Raw genomic sequence first — 23672 nt, 5'->3', positions numbered from 1 at the left:
TCAGCCGGCCTTCTTCTTCGGGGCCGACTTCTTCGCGGTGCTCTTGCTCGTGGTGGTCTTGGCCGCGGTCTTCTTCGCCGGGGCCTTCTTCGCGGCACTCTTCTTCGCGGTCGTCTTCTTCGCGGTGGTCTTCTTCGCGCCCGAGCCCTTCGCGCCCGACTCGCTGCTGTCCTTCGACCCGCCGTCGGAGCCCGTGGCCGAGGACTCGCCCCGGCGGGTCTTGGCCCGCTCGACCGACTTCGCGAGCGCCGCGAGCAGGTCGACGACCTCTCCCCCTTCGTCCTCCTCCTCGGGGGCGGCCTTGACCTCACCGCCCTCGACCTTGGCCCGGACGAGCTCCTTGACGGCGAGCGCGTAGTCGTCCTCGTAGTCGTCGGGCTCGAAGTCGTCGGCGAGCTGGTCGATGAGGACCTGCGCCATCGACATCTCCTTCTCGGTGGCCTTCTCGTCCGCGCCGAGGTCGCCGAAGGCGCCGGCGTCGCGGACCTCGTCGGGCCACAGCATCGTCTGCATGACGATCATGCCCTCGCGCACGCGGAGCACGGCGAGGGTCATCCGGGTGCGGATCGCGACCGTCGCGACGGCCATGCGGTCCTCGCCCTCGAGCGCGTCGCGCAGCAGGACGTAGGGCTTGACCGCGGACTTGTCGGGCTCGAGGTAGTACGTCTTGTCGAAGTAGATGGGGTCGATCTGGTCGCTCGGCACGAACTTCTCGACGCTGATCTCCTTGCTGCTGCGCGTCGGCAGGTCGGCGAAGTCCTCGTCGGTGAGGACGACCATCTCGCCGTCCTCGGTCTCGTACCCCTTCGCGATGTCGTCGTAGGCGACCTCGTCGCCGTCGATGCTGCAGACGCGCTTGTAGCGGATGCGCCCGCCGTCGGCGACGTGCACCTGACGGAACTGCACGTCGTGGTTCTCGGTCGCGGAGTACAGCCGCACGGGGACGTTGACCAGCCCGAAGGAGACCGCACCCTTCCAGATCGCTCGCATGGGTCCAGCATGCCCTCCCGGGCCGCCTCGAGGTCACGATCGCGTCACCGCGATGGCGAAGGGGGAGCCACGCGCCCCGTCGTCCGCCTAGCATCCGGCGAGCCCTCGTCGGCCCTCCCCTCCACACGAAACGGACGCCCCATGCCCCGTCACCTCCGCAGCGCCGCCGCCGGCCTGCTCGCCGCCGCCGCCGCTCTCGCCACCGCGGGCAGCGCGACCGCGGCCCCTGTCGTCCCCGGTGCACCCCGCGTGGCTGGGGGCTCTGCGTCGGCCTCGATCGCCGGGATCCCCTCGAGCTGCTGGGCCGTCGCGTCCTACCTGCAGGAGGACCGGACGTACTCGGAGATGGGTCTGAGCGGCAGCCGCGTCACCTTCGCCTACCCCACGAAGGAGACCGGCAAGCTCAGCTACGTGCCGATCGCGCAGGTCGTGCGCACCACCGTGGAGACTCGCACGGGCATCCGGCACGACGGCTACTCCGTGAGCCCCGGCGGCACCGTGCAGCACGTCGTGCGCGACTGGTCCGACGGCAACGTCATGCGCACGACCCGTCGCACCGTGCAGAGCGGCTGGACCAGGGCTCGGGCGCTCTCCGCAGGCTCGGGGGTCGTCTACGCCGTCATCGGCGACAAGCTGCGCCGCTACGACGTCTCGAGCACCGGCTCGCTCGTCGACGGCGTGACTCTCTCCACGGCCTTCGGCGACGTGCAGACGATCGCCCTGTCGGCGTGGTCGAGCTACGGCGACACCCTCGTCGCCTCCACCTCCAGCGGCAGCCTCGAGCGGGTCAAGACCTCCTTCGCCAAGGACACCGCGACCCGCACGGTGATGCGCCCCTCCGGCTTCGCCGGCTTCAAGGCGGTCTCGACCGGCAACTGCGGCGGTACGGGTGAGGCCATGCTCGGCGTCTCGGCTGCGGGCAAGATCTACGCCTACTACGACCGCGACGGCTTCCTCAAGGACGCCTACCAGCCGAGCGGTCGTCTCGCGAGCACGCAGATCGCCGACCTGCCGACCTACAGCAACTGACGCGACCAGCCGGCACGAACGGGTCGAGGTGATCCGCGGCGACCTCGTCGGCGTGGATCACCTCGACCCGTGCTGCGTCAGCTCGGCAGGCGCGGCGGCGGGGTCCGGTAGGTCGCCGGGGTCCGCGACAGCGTGATCGGGTGGGCCACGGTGGGCACCGGCGCCCGACCGGGCTCGGCGACCTCGTGGACCGGGGCCAGCCCGAGCCGGTCGGCGAGCGCGAAGGCCTGCCCGAGGTCGTTGATCGGGCCGCACGGCACGCCGAGCTGCGAGAGCACCTCGAACCAGTGGTCCGCGGGCTGCTCGCGCAGCACGTCCTCGAGCTCGGCCACGAGCACCTGACGGTGGGCGACGCGGTCGCTGTTGCGGGCGAAGCGCTCGTCCTGCGCGAGAGCGGGCCGGCCCACCCCCTTCGCCAGCAGCCCGAAGAGCTTGTCGTTCGCCGCGGCGACGGCGAGCGGGCGGTCCGCGGTCCGCAGGACCTCGTACGGCGCGATGCTCGGGTGGACGTTGCCCATCGCCTGCGGCACCTGGCCGGTGACCGCGTGCGCAGAGGACTGGTTGACCATCGCCGAGAGCAGCGAGGACAGCAGGTTGACCTCGACCCGCTGGCCCTCACCCGTGCGGTCACGGTGCCGCAGCGCTGCGAGGATGCCGGTCACCGCGTGCAGCCCGGTGATGACGTCGACGAGCGCGACACCCACCTTCGTCGGGCCCGACTCGGGCGACCCGGTGACCGACATGAGCCCGCCGACCGCCTGCACGACGAGGTCGTACCCGGGCAGGTGCGCACCCTCGCCGGAGCCGAAGCCGGTGACGGAGCACACGACGAGACCGGGGTGGCGTGCGAGCAGCTCGTCGGGCCCCAGACCCAGGCGGTCCATCGTGCCGGCGCGGAAGTTGTCGACGACGACGTCGCAGCTCGCGACGAGCGCCAGCGCCTCCTCCCGGCCCTGGGGGCTGCCGAGGTCGACCGCCCGTGACTCCTTGTTGCGGTTGACCGAGAGGAAGTACGTCGACTCCCCCTCGTCGGACCACGGCGGGCCCCACGAGCGGGTCTCGTCGCCCACCCCGGGGCGCTCGACCTTGACGACCTCGGCCCCGAGGTCGGCGAGGAGCATCGTCGCGTACGGCGCGGCGAGCACCCGGCCGAAGTCGGCGACGCGGACCCCCGCGAGGGCCCCGGGGACGAGCTCATCGGTCACCGGAAGGCTGCCTCGCCGGTGAGCGCCCGGCCGATGATCAGCTGGTGCACCTCGCTCGTGCCCTCGTAGGTGAGGACCGACTCGAGGTTGTTCGCGTGCCGCATCACCGGGTGCTCGAGGGTGATGCCGGCCGCGCCGAGGATCGTGCGCGCCTCGCGGGCGATGGCGATCGCCTCGCGCACGTTGTTGAGCTTGCCGAGCGAGACCTGCTCGTGGCGCAGCTGGCCCTCGTCCTTGAGCCGGCCGAGGTGCAGGGCGAGGAGCATGCCCTTGCCGAGCTCGAGGGTCATGTCGGCGAGCTTGGCCTGGGTCAGCTGGTAGGCCGAGAGCGGGCGGTCGAAGATCGACCGGTCCGCGCTGTACGCGAGGGCCGACTCGAGGCAGTCGCGCGCGGCGCCCAGCGAGCCGAAGACGATGCCGAAGCGGGCCTCGTTGAGGCAGGACAGCGGTCCCGACAGCCCGGTCACCTCCGGCAGCACGGCGTCGGCGGGCAGCCGGACCCCGTCGAGCACGAGCTCGGAGGTGACGCTCGCCCGCAGCGAGACCTTGCGCTTGATCTCCGGCGCGCTGAAGCCCGGGGTGTCGGTCGGCACGACGAAGCCGCGGATCGTGCCCTCGGCCTGCGCCCACACGACGGCAACGTCGGCGATGGACCCGTTGGTGATCCACATCTTCGCGCCGTCGAGGACCCAGTCGTCCCCGTCGCGCACGGCCCTCGTGCGCATGCCGCCGGGGTCGGACCCGAAGTCGGGCTCGGTGAGGCCGAAGCAGCCGATGGCCTCGCCGGAGGCCATCCTCGGCAGCCACTCCTGCTTCTGCTCCTCCGACCCGTGCTTCCAGATGGCGTACATCGCCAGCGAGCCCTGCACGGAGACGAGGGAGCGCAGGCCCGAGTCCCCCGCCTCGAGCTCCATGCACGCGAGGCCGTACGCGGTCGCGCTCGTGCCGGCGCAGCCGTAGCCCTCGAGGTGCATGCCGAGCACCCCGAGCGAGCCCAGCTCGCGGGCGAGGTCACGGGCGGGGATCTGCCCCGACTCGAACCAGCCCGCGACCTCCGGGCGGATCCGGTCGTCGACGAAGCGGCGCACCGTGTCACGGATGTCGCGCTCCTCCTCGCCGATGAGGTGGTCGGTCCCGAAGAGCCCGAGGGGGGTCTGGGCGCGGGTGCTCACTGGTGGTGCTCCTTCGTCTGGGTCACGGGGGTCAGCTCTTGTCCTCGAGCGCGCGCTCCGAGCCGTCGTGCAGCGGGATCGGGCCGGTCTCGCTCATCGTCTTCGCGTCGATCTCCTTCGCGGCCGGGTGGACCTTCACGAGCTCGTCCTTCTTGTCGACCATGAGCGAGGTGAGCGCGCACGCCATGTTGGCGGGCATGTCCTCGCGCACGACGAGCACGTTCGGCACGGCGATCGTCGGGACGTCCTCGTCGAGCTCGTAGGTGGCGGCGGGGATCGTCGCCTCCTCGTAGACCTCGTTGACGGCCTGCATGTCCTTGAGCTGGTCGGTCACGTCGATGAACTTCACCTTGTCACCCATCGAGGTGAAGAGGTCGGTGACGGCGGGGGTCGGCAGACCGCCGGACCACACGAGGCCGTCGATCGAGCCGTCCTTCATGCCGTCGACGGTCTTCGTGAGGTCGAGGCGCTGGCGCTTGACGTCGCCGAGGTCGAGACCGGCGGTCTCGATGAGGCGGTTGGCGATGACCTCGGTGCCCGACTTGGGCGAGCCGGTCGAGATGCGCTTGCCCTTGAAGTCCTCGACGGAGTCGATGCCCGAGGACTCGCTGACCACGACGTGGGTGTAGTTGGAGTAGATCCGACCGAGGGTGCGGATGCTCTGCTTCTCCTTGAAGTCGCCCTTGCCGTCGACGGCGTCGGCGGCGGAGTCGGCGAGCGAGAAGCCGATGTCGTAGTCGCCGGCGACGACCTGCTCGATGTTCTGCACGGAGGCGCCGGTCTCGGCTGAGGTGGCCCGCAGCTCGGTCTCGTCGTTGACGAGCTTGGCCAGCCCGCCGCCGACGACGTAGTAGACGCCGGTGGAGTTGCCGGTGGCGATGTTCAGACGGCCCTGGCCCGCGTCGCAGCTCGACTCGTCCGCGCCGTTGGAGGCGCTGCGGTCCTGCTGGCCTCCGCACGAGCTGAGCAGCAGGGCGGCGACGGCGGCGGCGCCGGTGATGGTGGTGATGCGCATGTCAGGACTTCTCTCTGTTGGGTGATCGACGGTGATCGGGTGTCGGGAGGTCTCAGGTGGCCGGAGCCGGCTCGTCGGCGCGGTCGCCGGTCGGGGCCGGTCGGCCCCTGCCGGATCGGATCCGCACGACGTGGATGAGCAGGGCCAGCGCGAGCAGCGCGAAGCCGATGGCGATGGAGAGCGGCACGAGGTAGAGCAGCAGCAGGGCCGCCGGCACGCACAGGGCCCGCTCGAGCTTCGTCGTCGGCCCGAGCACCCAGCCCGTCGTGGCGATCGCGAGTGCCGCGACCGCGCACCCGGCGACGACGAAGGCCCAGGCGATGTCGAGGAGGTCTCCCTCGGCGATGAGCAGCGCGCCGTTGTCGGTGACGACGAAGGCCATCGGGGCGAGGAAGGCCGGCAGCGTGTACTTGCAGGCCTGCATCATCGTGGGGATGACCCGTCCTCCGGTGATGGCCGCCGACGCGACGGCCGCCAGGGCTGTCGGCGGCGACACCTCCGACAGGACCGCGTAGTAGAAGATGAACATCGCGACCTGGGGGGCCTCCACGCCGAGCGTGATGAGCGCCGGCCCGATGATCACCCAGCTGAGGATGAAGGACGCGGTGACCGGCACCGCGAGACCCAGCACGAGGATCGCGACGGCCGAGAAGAGCGCCGACAGGACGATGAGCGAGGCCTGGTTGAAGGACAGCGCGTCCGCAGCCGCGACGAGCAGCTCCGAGAGGATCTGGCCGAGACCCGTCTTGGCGATGACCGAGGTGATGACGCCCGCCGCGGCGCAGACCGCGATGACCGGCAGCGCCGAGCGGATGCCCGAGCTGAGGGCCATGAAGAGGCGGGTGGCGTAGTCGCGCAGCGAGACGCCGAGCGGCATGCGCTCGAGCTCCGCGTCGTAGTCGTCGAAGCCGGTGACGACGCGACGACGGGACAGGACGGCCTCGGCGAGCCCGAAGAGGGCGGCGACGCCGGTCGCGTAGACGACCGCCTTGAAGGGCGGGACGTCGATGGCGAGGAAGAAGACGATGACGCCGAGGCTGATGAAGTGGTAGCCGGAGCGGGCGAGGAGGCGAAGGGGGTTGCCGATGGCCAGCTCGACCCGCCGGGCGCCGAAGCGTCGGGCGTCGATCTCGACGGCGAGGAAGATGCCGAGGTAGTACAGCAGGGTCGGGACGATCGCCCAGATGAGGACCTCGACGTAGGGGACGCTGAGGTACTCGGCGATGATGAAGGCCGCGGCGCCCATCGTCGGCGGCGAGAGGATCGCGCCGATGCCGGAGGCGGCGAGCATGCCACCGGCGGCCTCACGGGGGTAGCCCGCCCGCTTGAGGATCGGCCAGGCGAAGGAGCCCAGAGTCACGGCGGTCGCCGTGCCCGACCCGGAGACCGTGCCGAGCAGGAAGCCGGAGGTCGCGACGGTGCGGCCGGGGGCCGAGCCGGAGCGGCGGAAGAGCGAGAAGCTGAACTCGACGAAGAAGCGTCCGGCGCCCATCTTGTCGATGACCGCGCCGTAGATCGTGAAGAGCACGATGTAGGTGGCGGCAACGTCGAGCGGCACCCCGAAGAAGCCTGACGCCTCGTTGTAGAGCGCGTTGACGATCTGGGAGAGGTCGAGGCCGAGGTGGCTGATCCGCCAGTCGACGGGCAGGAAGCCGCCGTAGTACGCGTAGGCGAAGAAGGCGACGCAGACCGCGGGCAGGACGAGGCCGGTCGTGCGGCGGGTGGCCTCGAGCACGAGGAGCATCAGCAGGGCGCCGGCGACCACGTCGAGCGTGACGAGCGAGCCCTGGCGGTCGAGGAAGCCCTTGTACCCGCCGAAGCCGATCTCCGACAGCGGGATGGGCAGCACCGGGTAGAGGGCGACGAGGAGCGCGACCGCGGCGAGGACCCAGTCGACGACGCCCGGGTTGTCGGAGCGGTCCGTGGCCCCTGACGTGCGTGCCGCTCCGGGGTCGACGTCGCTGCCCTCGGCCCGTCCGCGCATGCGGTAGGTGAGGAAGACCAGCGGCAGGGTCAGCCCGAGGAACCACACGAGGTAGTACTGGCTGCCCAGCTCGAGCGGTGCGAAGACCTGACGGATGACGAAGATCGCGACGCCGAAGCACCACAGGACGACGAGGCGCTCGAGCCCCCGGGACAGGGTCCGGGAGGGCTTCTCCTCGTCGTACTCGGCGGTGAGTGCATCGACGTCGGGGGTGCCCGGCTCGGGATCCCGACTCGTGGTAGACGACGTTGTCATGCCCGGTACCGTAGGAGCGAGCCAGGTCGGGTCATCTCGCCGGCCGCGAGACTTCACACAGATCTGACCTTCGTCACCCGGGGCTGGGCACGCCCGACCGGGGGGTGCGGGGAGCGCGAGGAGGCGCCATGAGGGTCCTGCTCGTCGAGGACGACGACCGGGTGGTCGCGGCCCTCACCCCCGCCCTGCGCCGGGCCAACCTCGACGTGCGTCGCGCGCCCACCGCCGCTCGCGCCCTCGAGGCCGTGGGCGAGGCGGACCTCGTCCTGCTCGACATGGGCCTGCCCGACCAGGACGGGCTCGTCCTGTGCCGTCACCTGCGCGAGACCACCGACATCCCGATCATCGCGGTGACGGCCCGACGCGACGAGGCCACGGTGGTCAACGCGCTGCGCGCCGGGGTCGACGACTACGTCACCAAGCCCTACCGCCTCGCCGAGCTCATGGCTCGCATCGACGCCGTCATGCGGCGCTCGCTCGTCCACCTCCCCGACCCCGTCGAGCAGGTCGGCGAGATCCGCCTCGACCACGGCTCGCGGCAGGTGTGGGTCGGCGAGGAGGAGATCCGCCTCACCCGCAAGGAGTTCGACCTGCTGCGGATGCTCGTCCAGGCCGAGGGCGCGGCCGTCACCCGCGAGGCCCTCATGTCCTCGATCTGGGAGACCGCGTGGGTGGGTGCGTCCCGCACCCTCGACGTCCACGTCTCCGCCCTTCGCTCCAAGCTGGGCTGCCCGGCGATGATCGAGACGGTCCGCGGCGTCGGGTACCGCATCGCGGCGAAGGGGTGAGCCGTGCGGCGACGCATGCTCATCGTCTCGCTCGTGCTCGTCGGCGCGATGCTCGTGGCGCTCATGACCCCGCTCGTCGTCACCCATGCCGCCGAGCGCACCCAGGACCTCTTCGCCGAGCGGCTGGGTGACACGACCCGTTTCGCCGTCGTCGCCGAGGACGCGCTCGAGGAGGACACCTTCACCGGGCTGTCGGCCGACCTGCAGCGCTACACCGAGGTCTACGGCGGCTCGGTCGTCGTCGTCAACGCCAACCGCGAGGTCGTCGCCCAGGCCGGGCCCGGTGGCGACGACCCCCGGGTGCGGGCCGCGACCGCCGAGGCGCTCGACGGCGCCGGGGCGCAGCCCCCGCCGACCGCCTGGCCCTGGCGGGAGGACTCCATCGTCATCGGCTCCCCCGTCGGCCGCGACTCGCAGGTCCTCGGCGCGGTCGTCCTGTCGGCACCGACGCAGGGCGTGCACGAGGACCTCTCGCGCGGCATGACGTGGCTGGCCGTCCTCGGCCTGGTCACCCTGCTCGTCACGAGCTACGGGGTCGTCATCCCCTTCGTCGGCTGGGTCCTGCGGCCGGTGCGGCGGCTCGACGAGGCCGCCGTGCGCCTCTCCGACGGAGACCTCACCTCGCGGGCCACCGAGGACGGTCCGCCCGAGCTGCGCCATCTCGCGCGCTCCTTCAACGTCATGGTCGACAGCGTCGAGGCCTCGCAGCGCCAGCAGCGCGAGCTCGTCGCCGACGCCGCCCACCAGCTCGGCAACCCGCTCACCGCGCTGCGGCTGCGCGCGGAGGGTCTGGCCGACGAGGGCGCCGAGCCGGGCTCCGTCGGGCTCGTCCTGGAGGAGGCTGACCGGCTGAGCGCCACGGTCGAGTCCTTGCTGCACCTCAGCCAGGTCGGCGCGGTCCCCGTCACCCCGACGCCGCTCGACGTGGCCCAGGTCGTCCGCGGGCGGTGCGAGATGTGGGCGCCGGTCTTCGACCCCTTCGACGTCGACGTGCCCGCGCAGGCCCTCGCGCTCGCGACGCCCGAGGTCCTCGACGTGGCCCTCGACGCGCTCCTGGACAACGCGGCGAAGTTCGCCCCCGCCTCTCTCGTGCGCGTCGCCGTCGACGAGGTGAGCGACCCGGAGGGCCGATGGGTGCGCGTCAACGTGCGCGACCACGGCGCCGGGCTGCATCCGGAGGACGTGCCGAAGGTGGGGGCCCGCTTCTTCCGCGGGCGCACCCACCAGAACGTCGCGGGCACCGGTCTGGGTCTGGCGATCGTCCAGGCGCGGCTGGCCGACGTCGGCGGCCGGATGCACGTCACCGCGCCCGAGAGCGGCGGTCTCTCGGTCGTGCTGCTCCTGCGGGCTGCCGGCTAGGCACGCTGCTCGCGGAAGTAGCGGGCCGCACCGGGGTGCAGGGGCAGGGGCGAGGTGAAGATCGCGGCGCCGACGTTCGGCTGGGGGACCCCCGGTGCGATGCGGTCGATCGCGGCCTGGTCCTCGAACACGACGCGGGTGATGGCGTATGCGAGCGCCTCGTCGAGACCGGGCCGCACGACGAGGTAGTTCTTGACGCTCACCGTCTCGACGGCGGGCACGTCGTACGTGGAGGCGGGCACCCCGCCCGGGGTGAACTCCGCGCCGTAGCGCCGCGACAGCGGGCGGACGAGGTCTCCGAGGTCGACGAGGCGGATGTCGCGGCGCTCGGCGAGCTCGACGACCGCGGTGTTCGGCAGGCCGCTCACGAAGAAGAAGGCGTCGAGCTCGCCCTGGGCGAGCGCGTCGGCCGAGGGCTGCAAGCTCTCCTCGACGGGGTCGAGGTCGTCCTCGCGCAGCCCGACCGACGACATGAGCCGCCACGCGACGACGCGGGTGCCCGACCCCGGTGCCCCGATGCTCACCCGGCGGCCGCGCAGGTCGCGCAGCTCGCTGATCGAGGAGCCCGCGCGCACGACGAGGTGCACGAAGCTGTCGTAGGTCCGGGCGAGGGCGGCGAGGTCGAGCGGCTCGTCGGTGCTGCCGCGTCCGGCGAGCGCGTCGGCCGCGACGTCGCCGAGCGAGAAGCCGAGGTCGGCCCGTCCGCGGTGCACCTCGCGCAGGTTGGTCACCGAGGCGTCCGTGCGCAGGGTGCGCACCGACACGCTGGGCAGGCGGCGGTGGAGCACCTCGGCGAGGGCCTCGCCGTACAGGTCGAAGACCCCACGGCGGTTGCCGGTCGCGATGGTGACGCTCGTGGCCGCGACCTCCTGCCACGACGGCCCGAGGCACCCGGCGGTCCCGGGCAGGAGCACTCCCCCGAGACCGGCGAGCACCGCGCGACGGGCCGGGAGCCCCGACGTCTCGCCCGCACCCGCACGCACCATGGCGCCAGCATCTCACCGGCCGTGCGGCACGATGACGACATGCGTCCGATGCTCGCCGTCACCGCCGACCACGTGCCCCGGGGTGAGGCGTGGGTGCACGAGGTGAAGTGGGACGGCATGCGGGTGCTCGCCGAGGTCCACGACGGGCACCTCACCCTGCGCTCGCGGACCGAGCGCGACGTGACGACCGCCTATCCCGAGCTCGCCGGGCTGGCCGACCTCTACGACGACCTGCTCCTCGACGGCGAGGTCGTCGCGCTGCGTGACGGCGTCCCCTCCTTCGCCGCGCTCGCCGACCGGATGCACGTGACCTCCGCCCGCCGGGCCGAGCAGCTCGCCGCCGCCGCCCCCGTGACCTTCATGGCCTTCGACCTGCTGCGCGTGCTCGGTCAGGACATCACCGCCCAGCCCTGGAGCGCGCGCCGCGCGCTGCTCGAGCAGCTCGACATCGACACCGCCCGGTGGCAGGTCCCCCCGGTCTTCGACGACGGGGAGCAGCTGCTCGCCGCGACGGCGGAGCAAGGGCTCGAGGGCATCGTCAGCAAGCGGCGGGACGCGCCGTACGTCGCCGCCCGCCGCTCCTCGGACTGGCAGAAGATGCCGCACCGGCGCACGACCTCGGTCGTCGTCGGCGGGTGGCGGCCGGAGATGTCGGGCGCCGACCGTCTCGGCGCGGTCCTCGTCGGGGTGCCCGGGCCGGAGGGCCTGCACTTCGCGGGGCGGGTCGGGTCCGGGCTCGGCGGACGGGCGGGCGACCGGCTGCGCGAGCTGCTCGACCCGCTCGCCGCGACCGGGTCCCCCTTCGCCGAGGAGCTGCCGCGGCTCGACGCCCGCGGGGCACGTTGGGTGACCCCGCGGGTCGTCGTCGACGTCGCCTCTCTCGGCCACACCGACGGCGGCCGGATGCGCCAGCCCGCCTTCCAGCGCGTGCGACCCGACCTCGACCCGGAGGACCTCGATGCCTGACCCGCAGGTGACCCGCGTCGAGGTCGAGGGCCGCACCCTGCGGCTCACCTCGCTCGACAAGGTCATGTACCCGGCGACCGAGACGACGAAGGGGGAGGTCCTCGCCTACTACGCGCAGGTCGCCCCGGTCCTCCTGCCGCACCTCGCCGACCGGCCGGTGACCCGCGTGCGCTGGCCGCACGGCACCGCAGACGCGTCCTTCTTCGAGAAGAACGTGCCCTCTGGTGCGCCCAGCTGGCTGCCGCGGGTGCAGGTCGACGACGTCACGTACCCCCTCGTGCCCGACCAGGCGACCCTCACCTACCTCGTCAACCTCAACGCGCTCGAGCTCCACGTGCCGCAGTGGACCGTCGTCGACGGCGAGCCGCAGCACCCGAACAGGCTCGTCATCGACCTCGACCCGGGCCCGCCCGCCGGGCTGCACGAGTGCGCGCGCGCGGCGCTCGTCGTCCGGGAGCGGCTGGAGCGCCTGGGGATGGAGCTCTACCCGGTCACCTCCGGGAGCAAGGGGATGCAGCTGTACGCCGGGCTCGGCGGCGACCTCAGCTCGGCGCAGGTGCGCGACCTCGCCCAGCAGCTCGCGCAAGAGCTGACCGGCGAGCACCCGGACCTGCTGCTGTGGCGGATGACGAAGACGCTGCGCCCGGGCAAGGTCTTCCTCGACTGGAGCCAGAACGTCGCCGCGAAGACGACGATCAGCCCCTACTCGATGCGTGGCCGCGACGACCCGTGGGTCGCCGCCCCCCGGACGTGGGACGAGGTCGAGGAGGGCGCCGAGGACCCCGAGGCGCTGCGCCAGCTCGAGACCTACGAGGTGCTCGAGCGCCTCGACCGCGACGGCGACCTCCTCGAGGACCTGCTGGGCTGAGCCGCTCGGTGGTCGAGGTGCGACGCAGGAGCCTCGAGACCACGACGTCGGCAGATGGTCTCGAGGCTCAGGCCCTGGGGGCCTTCGCACCTCGACCAGCAAGGGCCTCAGACGCGGGGGCAGCCGCCGCAGGGGTGCATGGCGGGCAGGGCGTAGAGCAGGCAGCACGACTCGCGTCGGGGCAGCGGGCCGCCGAGCAGGCGGTGCAGCGCTCCGCGCCACATGTCGCGACCCATCCCGAGGCGCTGACGAGAGGACATGCGGTGCGCCGAAGGGAAGGCCGTCGCGATCTCGGCCGCGGCGACGAGGTAGCCGGCCTGCGCACGGCGGACCCGCTCCCCCAGGTCCGCGACCTCGGCGGACTCCCCCTTCGCCACCCGCACCGCGACGGGGTAGCCGAAGGTGGGCTCGAGCCGGACGGCCCAGCGGGCGGGGTCGGCGTCGAGGACCCAGGTGCCGCGCACGGCGGCCGTGGCGACGACCTGGGCAAGGGGGTCGAGGTGGTGCTGCAGGACGAAGGCCGACGGCATCCCGGGCGGGGCGACGCCGGACTGCGCCCGGGTGATCTCGGCGTAGCGCTCGACCCATCGTCGGGTGAGGTCCGGGTCGTGCAGGGGCGCGTCGAGGGGCAACCAGCCCGGCCCCCGGGCCGCCGGCCCGTCGGGGACGACGTCGAGATAGGCGAGGTGCCCCCGCAACGACAGCAGACCGGCGGCGAAGTCAGGCTCCGCGCCGGTCTGCTGCTGCTGATTCGTCAGCTGGTGGCCTTCTCGTAGGCCTCCTTGACCTCCGCGCTGATCCGTCCGCGCTCGCTGACCTCGTAGCCGTTGGCCCGGGCCCACTCGCGGATCTCGCTGGTGCCGCTGCTGCTGCTGCTCGAGCCGCTGTCGCTGCTCTTGCGACGGGTGCTGCGACGCCCGCCCGACCGGCGACCGGCGCCGACGTAGGCCGCCATCGCGTCGCGCAGGGCGGCGGCGTTGCGCTCGTTGAGGTCGATCTCGTAGGTCGCCCCGTCGAGACCGAAGGTCACGGTCTCGTCGGCGGGACCGCCGTCGATGTCGTCCTCGAGGATGACTTGGACTCGCTGAGCCATGGATTTCCACCGATCATTCTCGTGCGTCAGCACCCGAACGGGCGCCGACCATTTATGTGGGGCACGAGCAATGTATTACCGATGAGGCCGAAAAGCCATTTCCTGACAAACGTGCAGGTGGGAGCGTTCAGGCTTTCGGGTCGTCCGTAGACGCATTTGTCGAATTGTCGTCGGACGACGCCGAGCCGTCCGCCGAAATGGCCCCGTCGTCCTCGGGACGCTCCTGAAGGTCCTGCGTCGATCCGGCCTCGGACTCCGCGCCCCGCGCCACCGTGCCGCGGTTGGGGTCGTTGCGCTCGTGCTCCTTGCGCCACGACGCGAGCGCCTTCCGCTCACGGCGGTCGGCCTCGATCATGTACCTGATGATCCAGTAGAAGAGGAATGCCACCCCGACGGTCGGCAGGAGCGTCGCGAGATAGGGCGAGATCGCGTCGAACATCACGCCTCCGGCTTGAGGTGCGGGAAGAGCAGGGTCTCGCGGATCGAGGCCCCGGTGAAGAACATCACCATGCGGTCGATGCCGATCCCGATCCCGCCCATCGGCGGGGCGCCGTACTCGAGCGCGCGCAGGAAGTCCTCGTCGAGCTGCATCGCCTCGGGGTCGCCCGCGGCGGCCGCGAGGGACTGCGCGGTGAGCACCTCGCGCTGCACGACCGGGTCGACGAGCTCGGTGAAGCCGGTGCCGCGCTCGACCCCGGCGATGATGAGGTCCCACGCGTGGATGAGACGCGGGTCGTCGTCGTGGCGGCGGGCCAGCGGCTGCGCCTCGGCCGGGTAGTCGTGGACGAAGGTCGGCGCGAGGATGCCCGGCTCGACGATCTCGCCGAAGAGCTCGATGACCACCTTGCCCGCCGGCCACGCCGGGTCGATCTCGACGTCGTGCTCGGCGGCGATCGCGACGAGCTCGGCGAGCGGGGTGTCGGGGGTGATCTCGCGGCCGACGGCCTCGCCGAGGGCCGGGTAGACCGACAGCCAGCGCCACTCGCCGTCGAGGTCGACGACCCCCTTCGGCGTCTCGACCTGGCGCGAGCCGAGGGCGTCGGCCACGGCGAGGTAGATCCGGCGGGTGAGCTCGGCGACCGTGCGCTGGTCGCCGTAGGCCTCGTACGCCTCGAGCATCGTGAACTCCGGGCTATGCGTGGAGTCGACGCCCTCGTTGCGGAAGATCCGGCCCATCTCGTAGACCCGGTCGACCCCGCCGACGACGGCCTTCTTGAGGTTGAGCTCGAGCGCGATGCGCAACGACATGTCCTGGTCGAAGGCGTTCATGTGCGTGCCGAAGGGGCGGGCGGCGGCACCGCCGTGGACGAGCTGGAGCACCGGGGTCTCGACCTCGACGAAGCCGTCGGCGTCGAGGGTGGCCCGGACCGCGCGCAGGACGGTGGCCTTGGTGCGCACGACGTCACGAGCCTCCTGGCGCACGACGAGGTCGGCGTAGCGCTGGCGCACGCGGGCCTCCTCGGAGAGCTCCTTGTGCAGCACCGGGAGCGGGCGCAGCGCCTTGCTCGCCATCGTCCACCCGGTCGCCATGACCGACAGCTCGCCACGGCGGCTGCGGATGACGCGACCGGTGACGGCGACGTGGTCACCGAGGTCGACGTCGGACTTCCACGCGGCGAGGGCGTCCTCGCCCACCTCGGCGAGCGAGAGCATCACCTGGAGACGGTCGCCGACGCCCTCCTGGAGCGAGGCGAAGGCGAGCTTGCCGGTGTTGCGGACGAACATCACGCGCCCGACGACGGTGACGACGTCCTGGGTCTCCTCGCCGGTCTCGAGGTGAGCGTAGCCCTCGACGACCTCGCGCAGGGAGTGGGTCCGGCCCACGCTCACGGGGTAGGGGGCGACACCCTGGGAGAGCAGCCGGTCGCGCTTGTCCCGGCGGACCCGCATCTGCTCGGGGAGGTCGACGTCGGGAGCGGGTGCAGCGGGGGTGTCGGTCACCCCCCGAGGATATCGAAGGGAGAACCGCCTCCCGTCGCCCGCCCGGTCGGGCTAGGCGCCGGCCCCGGGGCCGTGCGGGTGCGGGCGCGCAGTGACGGCGGAGGTCGACAGCCCGAAGCCGTCGGGCACGTCACCCGGGTCGTGCTCGACCTCGACGACCCGGTTGTCGGCGTCGACGAAGACGACCTGCGGCTCGAAGGTGCGCGCCTCCTCGTCGTCCATCGCCGCGTACGCGATGACGATGACGACGTCGCCGGGCGCGACGAGACGGGCGGCGGCGCCGTTGATGCACAGGATGCCGCTGCCGCGCTCGCCCTCGATGGCGTAGGTCGTCAGGCGGTTGCCGTTGTCGACGTCGACGACGTCGACCTGCTGGCCCGGCAGCAGGTCGGCCGCGTCCATGAGGTCGCGGTCGATCGTCAGGGAGCCGACGTAGTGCAGGTCGGCCTGGGTGACGGTGGCGCGGTGGATCTTGCTGTGGAGCATGAAGCGCTGCACGGGAGGTCCTTCGTCGTCGGGCGGGGGTCGTGGCGGTGGTGCGGGTCGGTCAGACGGCGGCGGCGGCGCTCGCGGTGTCGCTGAAGACCTGCCGCGCTCCCCCACCGGGACCGACGAGCACGGGGGTGTTGTCGATGAGCCGGGTCGTGCCGACGCGGGCAGCCACCGCCAGCAGCGCCTCGCCGTGGTACCACTCGGGCACGTCCTGCAGGGTCGTCGGGTGGACGAGCACGAGGTAGTCGACGAGCGCGAGCGGCTCGGCGACGAGGACCTCGCGCGCGGCGCGGCGTATGGCGGACGGGCCCTCCTCGGCGCGCTGAGCTCCTTCGTGCAGGGCACGCGACAGGGCGAGGGCGACCTCGCGGTCGGTGTCGGTGAGGTAGGTGTTGCGGCTGCTCAGGGCCAGTCCGTCGGCCTCACGGACCGTGGGCACCGAGACGACCCGCGCCGGGAAGTCGATGTCACGGACCATGCGGCGGATGAGGAGCAGCTGCTGGGCGTCCTTCTGCCCGAAGTAGAAGCTGTCACCGCCGGTGAGGTGCATGAGCTTGGCGACGACGGTGAGCATGCCGTCGAAGTGGCCGGGGCGGGCCTGGCCCTCGAGGACGTCGCCGAGGGGACCGGCGGAGATGCGCACACCGGGGTCGCCGTCGGGGTAGATGACGTCGGGGGTCGGGGCGAAGACGACGTCGACCCCCTCGGCACGGCAGATCTGCATGTCGTCGTCGAAGGTGCGCGGGTACTTCGACAGGTCTTCCTTCGGCCCGAACTGGAGGGGGTTCAAGAAGATCGTCACGACGACGTGCTCGGCCTCGCGCCGCGCCTCGCGGATGAGGGTCGCGTGCCCCTCGTGGAGGGCGCCCATCGTCATGACGACGGCGGTCTGCCCGGTGAGGGCGACCCGCGCGGTGCGCAGCTCGTCGCGGGTGCGGGCGACGACCGGTGCGGCGGTCATGGGTTCTCCTCGGGGTCGGGGGAGGTGACCGCGCGCTCGGTGCGGTCGAGGATCGGGCGGGCGAGGTCGGGGCGCAGCCGCCCGACCCGCTGGGCACGACGGGCGGTCGCGCTGGCGTGAGCGGCGTAGGCCGGCCGGATGTCGGGGGCGAGGTCGGCGAGCACCCGCAGGTGCGTCTCGACGGTGCCCACGTCGCCGCGGGCGACGGGGCCGGTGAGCGCGGAGTCGCCCGAGGCGAGGGCGCCGTCCAGGCTGGCCTGCAGGAGCGGGCGCAGCAGCCGCTCCCCGGCGGAGATGCCGGCCTCGGCGAGGATCTCGCGGGCCTGCGCGACGAGGGTGACGAGGTGGTTGCTGCCGTGCGCGAGAGCCGCGTGGTAGAGCGGCCGGGCCTCCTCGGGCACCCACACCGGCTCGCCACCCATCTCCATGACGAGGGCCTCGGCGACGGCGCGCAGCGGCTCAGGGGTGGTGATCCCGAAGCACGCCTCGTGCAGCCGCGCGAGGTCGAGCGAGGTGCCGGTGAAGGTCATCGCCGGGTGCAGGGCGAGGGGCACGACGCCCATCTGCGTCGCCGGGGCGAAGGGGGCGATGCCGTGCGCTCCCGAGGTATGGGCGGCGATCTGCCCGGGGCGCCAGACCCCGGTGGCCGCGAGACCGGTGACGAGACCGGCGAGGGCGTCGTCGGGCACGGCGAGCAGGACGAGGTCGCCCGCGGCGACGACCTCCTCGACGGGCAGGACCGGCACGTCGGGCAGGAGCAGCTCGGCGCGCTCGCGGCTGGCCTCGCTCACGGCGCTCACCGCGACGACGCGGTGCCCGGCGGAGGCGAGCGCGGCGCCGAGGACGGCGCCGACGCGCCCGGCGCCGACGACGCCGACCCGCAGCCAGGGGCGCGGGTGCTGCATCGGGTCGGGTGCCATCACGGGCAGACGGTACCCGCCGGGCCGGGCCTAGGCTGATCGCGCATGAGCACCTGGGCCCGCGCGTGGCACGACGCGCTGTACGGCGAGGACGGCTTCTACCGCCGCGCGGAGGGACCGTCCGGGCACTTCGAGACCGCGACCCACGGGCCGGTGGGGCGAGCCCTCGCGACGACCTTGCTCGGCCTGGCGCGTGACGCCGGCGCGCACGCGGTCGTCGACGTCGGCGCCGGCCGCGGCGAGCTGCTGCACGCCCTGCGCGAGGCGGGCCACGAGGGACCGCTCGTCGGGGTCGACGTCGTCGAGCGCCCGGCAGGCCTCGACCCGTCATCGGGGTGGGTCCGCTCCCCCGGTGGCGCCGCGCTGCCGAGCGCCCGTCACGTCGAGGAGTCCCTGGGGGCACCCCTCGACGGCGCACTGGTCGTCGCGCACGAGTGGCTCGACGTCGTGCCGTGCGTCGTCGCCCAGGTCGACGACGAGGGCCGCCTGCGCGAGGTGCACGTCGGTCCCGACGGCGCCGAGACCCTCGGCGAGGACGTCGGGGCGGACGACCTCGCCTGGGCGCAGCGGTGGTGGCCGGCCCGCGAGCCCGGTCAGCGCGTCGAGGTCGGACGAGCCCGTGACGACGCCTGGTCGGGGATGCTCGACGCTTGGCGGCCCCGAGCGGCGGTCGCCGTCGACTACGGCCACGTCCGCACCCAGCGCCCCGAGTCGGGCACCCTCTCGGGGTACCGCGACGGCGCGGTGACCGCTCCGACGCCGGACGGCTCCTGCGACGTCACCGCTCACGTGGCCGTCGACTCCCTGCGCCATGACGAGCTCGTCATGGGCGCCGACGCCGTGCGCCGGTGGGGGCCCTCGGCCGCCTCGCCGGAGCACGACATGGCGCGGCGGGACCCCGTCGGCTACCTCGACGCGCTCGCCCGGGCCAGCGCCGCCGGAGCCCTGCTCGGCCCGCCCTACGGCGACTTCTGGTGGGTCGTCGCGCGGGGCTGACTCCCCCTTCGCCCCCCCCCTCGCGCGGCGAGGTTCTGCCGGCTCAGGCCCCGGTCGAGGCGGGCGGCAGCTCGCGGGCGCCGTAGCGCTCCGCCCCGACGCCCGCGGCGACGACGCACGCGACCCCGACGACGGCGAGCGGGTGCGGCACCTGGTGCAGCACGACGAGCCCGATGACGACCGCGATGGCCGGCTCGACGCTCATGAGGGTGCCGAAGGCTGCCGTCGTCAGGCGACGCAGGGCGAGCATCTCGAGCGCGAAGGGGACGACCGGCACGAGGAGCGCCAGGCCGATCCCCACGACGGCGAGCTGCCAGGTGAGATGCTCGACCGTCGACGGCGCGGCGACGAGCGTCGAGACGAGCCCGGCGACGGGGAGCGCGATCGCCAGCCCGGTCACCCCGCCGACGAGGTCGCCGACCCGCTGGCTGAGGATGATGTAGGCCGCCCAGCAGCAGGCCGCGGCGAGCGCGAGGCCGACCCCGACGAGGTCGACGTCGCCGGCCCACGGCCGGGTGAGCAGCAGGACGCCGAGAGCGGCGACGAGTGCCCAGGCCCGGGCCGGTCCCCGACCCCGCACGACGGCCACGCCGAGCGGGCCGAGGAACTCCAGCGCGCTCGCCGTGCCCATCGGCAGCCGGGTGAGCGCCGCCATGAAGAGCATGGTGATGCCGGCGATGACCACCCCGAAGGTGATGCACGCGCGCCACGCCTCGCCGCTCAGGCCGCGCAGCCGCGGGCGCAGGACGAGGAGCATGATCGGGCCGGCCCACACCAGACGCAGCCAGGCCGCGCCGAGGGCCCCCACGTCGTGGGAGAGGTCGACGGCCAGGGCGACGCCGACCTGGACGCTGAGCATCGCGGCGAGCGCCATGAGCGCGCCCTGGCGGGACGAGGTCGCCGGCGTGGCGGGAGCCGGACGGGTCGCGGTGTCGGTCATGACTCGAAGTGAAGCGCGCACCGACCGTCCGCGTCCACGTGAGATGGCTGGACATGTCGTTCGCCGATCCGTGACGATCGGGTGATGGACCTGCGCCGGCTCGAGCTGCTCGTCGACCTCTCCCGCCTGGGCTCGATGCGCGCGGTGGCGCACGAGCACGCGACGACGACGTCGACCGTCTCGCAGCAGCTCGCCGCCCTCGCCCGCGACGTCGACGCGACGCTGCTCGAGCCCGACGGCCGGCGCGTGCGTCTCACGCCCGCAGGGCGCCGTCTCGCCGAGCGTGCGGTGCGCATCCTCGCCGAGGTCGAGTCGGCCCGCAGCGAGCTCGACCCGCACGCCGAGCCGACGGGCACGGTCCGGGTTGGCGGCTTCGGGTCGGCCCTGCGCCGCACGGCCCTGCCCGCCGTCGAGGCGCTGCGCGAGAGCGCACCGGGCCTGCGCTTCGAGCTCACGGAGTGCGAGCCGCCCGAGGCCTACGAGCTGCTGCTCCACGACGACCTCGACCTCGCCCTCACCTACGACTACCAGGTGGCCCCGGCGAGCGTGCCGACCCGGCTCGTCACCCACCCGCTGTGGCAGGCGCGGTGGGGCGTCGCCGTGCCCGCCGCGGACGCGCACCTCGGCCTGGCCGATCTCGGCGACCGGGCGTGGATCACCAACTCGCGCAACACCGCCGACGAGATCGCCGTCCGCTTCCTCGGCGGGCTCGCCGGGATCGCCCCGCGCGTCACCCATCGCATGGACAGCCTCGACCTCGTGTGCGACCTCGTGCGCGACGGCCACGGCGTCGGGCTGGTCCCGCAGTGGTACCCGCTGCCCGCCGGCGTCGCCCTCGTCACCCTCGACCCACCGGTGGAGATGACCGCGTACGCCGTGCACCAGGAGGGCCGGGACGTGTGGCTCCCCCTTCGCACCCTCCTCGACGCCGTCGGCGCCCCCGCACGAGCTGCTGCAGGCAGCACCTCGTAGCGCCGGCAGCACCTCGTGCTGCGGCCGGGCCGACGAGGTGCTGCCAGGTCAGGCGTCGGCGAGGACGAGGCGCTCGAAGCCCCGCAGCACGAAGGTCGGGCGACGCACCGCCTCGACGACCTCGAGGCGGGGGTGGCGCCGCAGCAGCGCGCGCACCGACTGCTGCAGCTCCAGCCGCGCGAGCGGCGCGCCGATGCAGAAGTGGATCCCCAGCCCGAAGGCGAGGTGCGGGTTGGGGTCGCGCCGCGGGTCGAAGCGGTCGGGCTCGGCGAAGACCTCCGGGTCGCGGTTGGCCGCGCCGAGCAGCACGTGCACGCGCTCCCCCTCGGCCACCGGCCGGCCGTCGATCTCGAGATCGGCCGTGGCCGTGCGCTCGAAGAGGTGCAGCGGGCTGTCGTGCCGCAGCAGCTCCTCGACGAGCAGGGCGAGAGCGGCGTCGTCCTCGACGTCGACGGCGGGCGAGCCCGCGGTGATCCACGAGTGGATCCCGTTGCTCAGGCCGTTGACGCTCGCCTCGTGGCCGGCGTTGAGCAGGAGCACGACGGTCGCGACGAGCTCGTGCCGGCTCAGCGCGTCACCGGCGTCGCGCGCCTGGACGAGATCGGTGAGCAGGTCCTCGCCGGGGTGGCGGGCCCGGTGCGCGGCGAGCTCGTCGACGTACGCGGCGAAGTCCGAGGACGCCCGCAGGGCCTCCGCGCGCGCCTGCTCGCTCGGGTCGACCTCGTACATCGCGACGATGGCCTGGCTCCACGGGCGCAGCAAGTGGCGGTCGGCGTGCGGCCAGTCGAGCAGCTCGGCGATGACCGTCACGGGCAGCGGCTCGGCGACGGCCTCGACGAGGTCGAAGGAGCCCGGGCCGGCCGCGTCGAGGAGCTCCTCGGCGATCGCCCGGATCCGCGGCTCGAGCCGGGCGACGTGCCCGCGCCCGAAGGCACCGGCGACGAGGCGGCGCAGCCGCGCGTGCTTAGGCGGCTCGCTGTCGAGGATCGAGTCGGCGTGCAGCCAGTTGAAGGTCGCCCAGTCCTGCTCCGGCTCACGGTCGCGGTAGACCCGACCCAGCCGGCGGTCGCGCAGCGCCGCGCTGACCTGCGCGTGGCCGCTCGCGACGTGCGCCTGCAGCCCGTCGTGCCAGACGAAGGGGTCATGCGCCCGCAGCGCCGCGAGGTGCGGGTACGGGTCGCGCAGGACCGCGGGGTCGGAGAGGTCGAGGAGCTTGCTCGGCGTCGCCATGGAGGGGAGCCTGCCACGGCCCCCGCCGCCGCTCGCGACGACCCTCACGACCGGGCGAAGGGGTACCGCCGAGGTATGGAGATCGGCCGGCACCCACCCCTTCGCGACAGCAGATTGCCATACCTCGGGGATAGGCCCCGGCGAAGGGGGCTGCCGAGGTATGGAGATCAGCCGGCACCCACCCCTTCGTGACAGCAGATCGCCATACCTCGGCGACGGACCCGGGCGAAGGGGGCGAAGGGGGATCGCTCAGCGCGTCGTCGACGGCACCGGCAGCACCGGGCCGGGCGGGGTGAGCACGCGGGTGAGGGTCTCGGCGATGATCACCTGACCGGCCCGTCCGGGGTGCAGGGCGTCGAGGTAGACCCCGCGCGGTGCGCCGACGACCGGGGGCATCGCGGCACCGGCGTCGACGTAGGCGACCCCGTCCTCCTCGGACATCGAGCGCAGCGCCTCTCGGTACCCCGACCACGAGCGGTCGAAGAAGGCCGGCGGTGGCGCGTGCCACGAGACGAGCAGGACCGGGCCCTCGTAGCCCATCCGGCGCGACGTCGCGACGATCGTGCGCAGGCTCTCGCGCAGCTCATCGGGCGTCTGGCCCGCGCGGGCGTCGTTGAAGCCGAGCGGGACGACGAGCAGGTCGGGGTTCATCGACAGCGAGTCGCGGATGTACTCGACGCGCTCGCTCACCGAGCGGGCGGAGATCCCCGAGTGCGACGCGTCGACGACGTGCACGCACCGGTCGCGGTCCCCGCGGAAGGGCGTGAGGTCGGTGACCGTGACGGTGCGGTCCGGGCTGAGGTTGCGCACGGTCCACGTGCGCTCGTCGAGGTCCTGGCTCTGCGAGTGCCACACTCGGCGCTCGTCGACCGGGTCCTGCGTGACGACGCGGCGTCCCGCGAGGGTCTCCTGGCCGTCCGCGGTGATCTCGAGATCACCTCCCGCCGGCCCGGTGCGGTAGCCGACGGCCACCTCGCTCGCGCTCACCCGCCAGGACACCGTGGCGCCCGGCCCGAGGACGAGCGCGCGCCCGCCGGGTCCGACGGTGCCGATCTCGCGCACCTGACCCGTCGTGCGGGCGTCGGGCAGGGTCGGCGCCGCGTACCACGCGGGCACGAGCGAGGTCGTGCCGTGGAAGCCGCTGGGCCCGGTCGGGCAGTCGCTCGTCGCGCCCTGCCCGCGCAGCGCGTCCTGGAGCCGCGACACCCAGCGCACGGAGAGGTCCTCGCCGAGCCCGTAGCCCTCGCTCACGGAGTCGCCCATGACGACGACGGTGGCCGGCACCCGGTCGGCCTCGGCGAGCGCGGTGTACCAGGGCTGCAGGACGGCGGCGTGGGCGACCGTCGCGCCCTCGCGACGCTCCGGCGGACCGGGGGCGGCGACGACGAGGGCCAGCCCGACGGCCGCGAGAGCCCCGGCGAGCAGGGCGCGGGCCGAGCTCACCGAGCCGCGGCGGGCCGGAGGTCCATGACCCGACGATAACCACGCGCCGCTCGTCGCGGCCCCCCGG

At 73.2% G+C, this 23672-nt stretch carries 23 protein-coding genes; 7 read left to right on the top strand and 16 right to left on the bottom strand.

The window, feature by feature from the left end; genetic code table 11:
* Positions 1-990: a non-homologous end joining protein Ku gene (ku, locus tag ABIB53_RS06230; protein ID WP_354587542.1), complete on the bottom strand. Its 990-nt coding sequence runs from the start codon at positions 988-990 to the stop codon at positions 1-3.
* A gap of 141 nt (positions 991-1131) precedes the next feature.
* Here ku and ABIB53_RS06225 point away from each other — a divergent pair, with 141 nt between their 5' ends.
* Complete coding sequence (locus tag ABIB53_RS06225; protein WP_354587541.1) at positions 1132-2019, top strand: hypothetical protein; 888 nt, start codon at positions 1132-1134, stop codon at positions 2017-2019.
* Between the two features lie 77 nt (positions 2020-2096).
* Here the strand turns inward: ABIB53_RS06225 and ABIB53_RS06220 are convergent, their stop codons facing one another.
* Genes ABIB53_RS06220 through ABIB53_RS06205 form a run of 4 tightly spaced genes read right to left on the bottom strand, consistent with a single transcriptional unit; the run spans position 2097 to position 7650 of the window.
* Positions 2097-3224, bottom strand: coding sequence for a CaiB/BaiF CoA transferase family protein (locus tag ABIB53_RS06220; RefSeq protein WP_229300558.1), 1128 nt, complete (start codon positions 3222-3224; stop codon positions 2097-2099).
* Positions 3221-4396 carry an acyl-CoA dehydrogenase family protein gene (locus ABIB53_RS06215; RefSeq protein WP_123091294.1) on the bottom strand — a complete coding sequence of 392 codons (1176 nt, stop codon included), beginning with the start codon at positions 4394-4396 and terminating at the stop codon, positions 3221-3223. The genes ABIB53_RS06220 and ABIB53_RS06215 overlap by 4 nt, the downstream gene beginning before the upstream one ends.
* A 31-nt stretch (positions 4397-4427) precedes the next feature.
* Positions 4428-5411, bottom strand: coding sequence for a TAXI family TRAP transporter solute-binding subunit (locus ABIB53_RS06210; protein ID WP_354587539.1), 984 nt, complete (start codon positions 5409-5411; stop codon positions 4428-4430).
* A 52-nt stretch (positions 5412-5463) separates the two neighbouring features.
* On the bottom strand, positions 5464-7650 hold the full coding sequence (locus ABIB53_RS06205) for a TRAP transporter permease (RefSeq protein ID WP_354587538.1): 2187 nt from the start codon (positions 7648-7650) through the stop codon (positions 5464-5466).
* Positions 7651-7778: 128 nt separating this feature from the next.
* Here ABIB53_RS06205 and ABIB53_RS06200 point away from each other — a divergent pair, with 128 nt between their 5' ends.
* On the top strand, positions 7779-8438 hold the full coding sequence (locus ABIB53_RS06200; RefSeq protein WP_123091296.1) for a response regulator transcription factor: 660 nt from the start codon (positions 7779-7781) through the stop codon (positions 8436-8438).
* 3 nt (positions 8439-8441) lie between these two features.
* Complete coding sequence (locus ABIB53_RS06195; protein WP_354587537.1) at positions 8442-9797, top strand: sensor histidine kinase; 1356 nt, start codon at positions 8442-8444, stop codon at positions 9795-9797.
* Here the strand turns inward: ABIB53_RS06195 and ABIB53_RS06190 are convergent.
* Positions 9794-10783: a TAXI family TRAP transporter solute-binding subunit gene (locus ABIB53_RS06190; RefSeq protein WP_354587536.1), complete on the bottom strand. Its 990-nt coding sequence runs from the start codon at positions 10781-10783 to the stop codon at positions 9794-9796. The two genes, ABIB53_RS06195 and ABIB53_RS06190, sit on opposite strands and share 4 nt — an antisense overlap.
* Before the next feature lie 39 nt (positions 10784-10822).
* Here ABIB53_RS06190 and ligD (ABIB53_RS06185) point away from each other — a divergent pair, with 39 nt between their 5' ends.
* Both ligD (ABIB53_RS06185) and ligD (ABIB53_RS06180) read left to right on the top strand, forming a co-directional pair.
* Positions 10823-11749, top strand: a complete 927-nt coding sequence (gene ligD, locus ABIB53_RS06185; protein ID WP_354587535.1) for a non-homologous end-joining DNA ligase — start codon at positions 10823-10825, stop codon at positions 11747-11749.
* A complete protein-coding gene (gene ligD, locus ABIB53_RS06180) occupies positions 11742-12617 on the top strand; it encodes a non-homologous end-joining DNA ligase (RefSeq protein ID WP_354587534.1) in 876 nt (291 codons plus the stop codon). The genes ligD (ABIB53_RS06185) and ligD (ABIB53_RS06180) overlap by 8 nt, the downstream gene beginning before the upstream one ends.
* Before the next feature lie 107 nt (positions 12618-12724).
* Here ligD (ABIB53_RS06180) and ABIB53_RS06175 read toward each other — a convergent pair whose 3' ends face one another.
* The 7 genes from ABIB53_RS06175 to ABIB53_RS06145 form a co-directional block, all read right to left on the bottom strand.
* Positions 12725-13315 (bottom strand): (2Fe-2S)-binding protein, encoded by a 591-nt coding sequence (locus ABIB53_RS06175; protein WP_354587533.1) that lies wholly within the window; start codon positions 13313-13315, stop codon positions 12725-12727.
* 56 nt (positions 13316-13371) lie between these two features.
* Complete coding sequence (locus ABIB53_RS06170; RefSeq protein ID WP_123091302.1) at positions 13372-13710, bottom strand: histone-like nucleoid-structuring protein Lsr2; 339 nt, start codon at positions 13708-13710, stop codon at positions 13372-13374.
* A gap of 127 nt (positions 13711-13837) precedes the next feature.
* On the bottom strand, positions 13838-14149 hold the full coding sequence (locus ABIB53_RS06165; protein WP_229300551.1) for a hypothetical protein: 312 nt from the start codon (positions 14147-14149) through the stop codon (positions 13838-13840).
* The gene (gene lysS / locus ABIB53_RS06160) at positions 14149-15600 is read right to left on the bottom strand and encodes a lysine--tRNA ligase (protein ID WP_354587935.1); all 1452 of its coding nucleotides are present in this window, start codon (positions 15598-15600) and stop codon (positions 14149-14151) included. The genes ABIB53_RS06165 and lysS overlap by 1 nt, the downstream gene beginning before the upstream one ends.
* A gap of 102 nt (positions 15601-15702) precedes the next feature.
* A complete protein-coding gene (gene panD / locus ABIB53_RS06155; RefSeq protein ID WP_123091303.1) occupies positions 15703-16149 on the bottom strand; it encodes an aspartate 1-decarboxylase in 447 nt (148 codons plus the stop codon).
* Positions 16150-16198: 49 nt separating this feature from the next.
* Positions 16199-17104 carry a pantoate--beta-alanine ligase gene (gene panC, locus ABIB53_RS06150; RefSeq protein ID WP_068273034.1) on the bottom strand — a complete coding sequence of 302 codons (906 nt, stop codon included), beginning with the start codon at positions 17102-17104 and terminating at the stop codon, positions 16199-16201.
* Positions 17101-18024, bottom strand: a complete 924-nt coding sequence (locus ABIB53_RS06145; RefSeq protein WP_224766777.1) for a Rossmann-like and DUF2520 domain-containing protein — start codon at positions 18022-18024, stop codon at positions 17101-17103. The genes panC and ABIB53_RS06145 overlap by 4 nt, the downstream gene beginning before the upstream one ends.
* A 45-nt stretch (positions 18025-18069) precedes the next feature.
* Between ABIB53_RS06145 and ABIB53_RS06140 the strand changes: the two genes are divergently transcribed.
* Positions 18070-19020, top strand: a complete 951-nt coding sequence (locus ABIB53_RS06140; RefSeq protein ID WP_191563167.1) for an SAM-dependent methyltransferase — start codon at positions 18070-18072, stop codon at positions 19018-19020.
* A gap of 43 nt (positions 19021-19063) precedes the next feature.
* On the opposite strand, the gene ABIB53_RS06135 is transcribed toward ABIB53_RS06140, so the two are convergent.
* Positions 19064-19960, bottom strand: a complete 897-nt coding sequence (locus ABIB53_RS06135; protein WP_354587532.1) for an EamA family transporter — start codon at positions 19958-19960, stop codon at positions 19064-19066.
* An 84-nt stretch (positions 19961-20044) separates the two neighbouring features.
* Here ABIB53_RS06135 and ABIB53_RS06130 point away from each other — a divergent pair, with 84 nt between their 5' ends.
* Positions 20045-20932: a LysR family transcriptional regulator gene (locus ABIB53_RS06130; protein WP_201465515.1), complete on the top strand. Its 888-nt coding sequence runs from the start codon at positions 20045-20047 to the stop codon at positions 20930-20932.
* A gap of 48 nt (positions 20933-20980) precedes the next feature.
* Here ABIB53_RS06130 and ABIB53_RS06125 read toward each other — a convergent pair whose 3' ends face one another.
* Positions 20981-22162: a cytochrome P450 gene (locus ABIB53_RS06125; RefSeq protein WP_354587530.1), complete on the bottom strand. Its 1182-nt coding sequence runs from the start codon at positions 22160-22162 to the stop codon at positions 20981-20983.
* Between the two features lie 249 nt (positions 22163-22411).
* The gene (locus tag ABIB53_RS06120; RefSeq protein WP_251720700.1) at positions 22412-23605 is read right to left on the bottom strand and encodes an SGNH/GDSL hydrolase family protein; all 1194 of its coding nucleotides are present in this window, start codon (positions 23603-23605) and stop codon (positions 22412-22414) included.
* Between the last annotated feature and the right edge of the window lie 67 nt (positions 23606-23672).

This window comes from Janibacter sp. UYMM211, from assembly GCF_040547045.1.
Classification (GTDB): Bacteria; Actinomycetota; Actinomycetes; order Actinomycetales; family Dermatophilaceae; genus Marihabitans; species Marihabitans melonis.
This window is presented reverse-complemented; position numbering and strand designations above follow the sequence as displayed.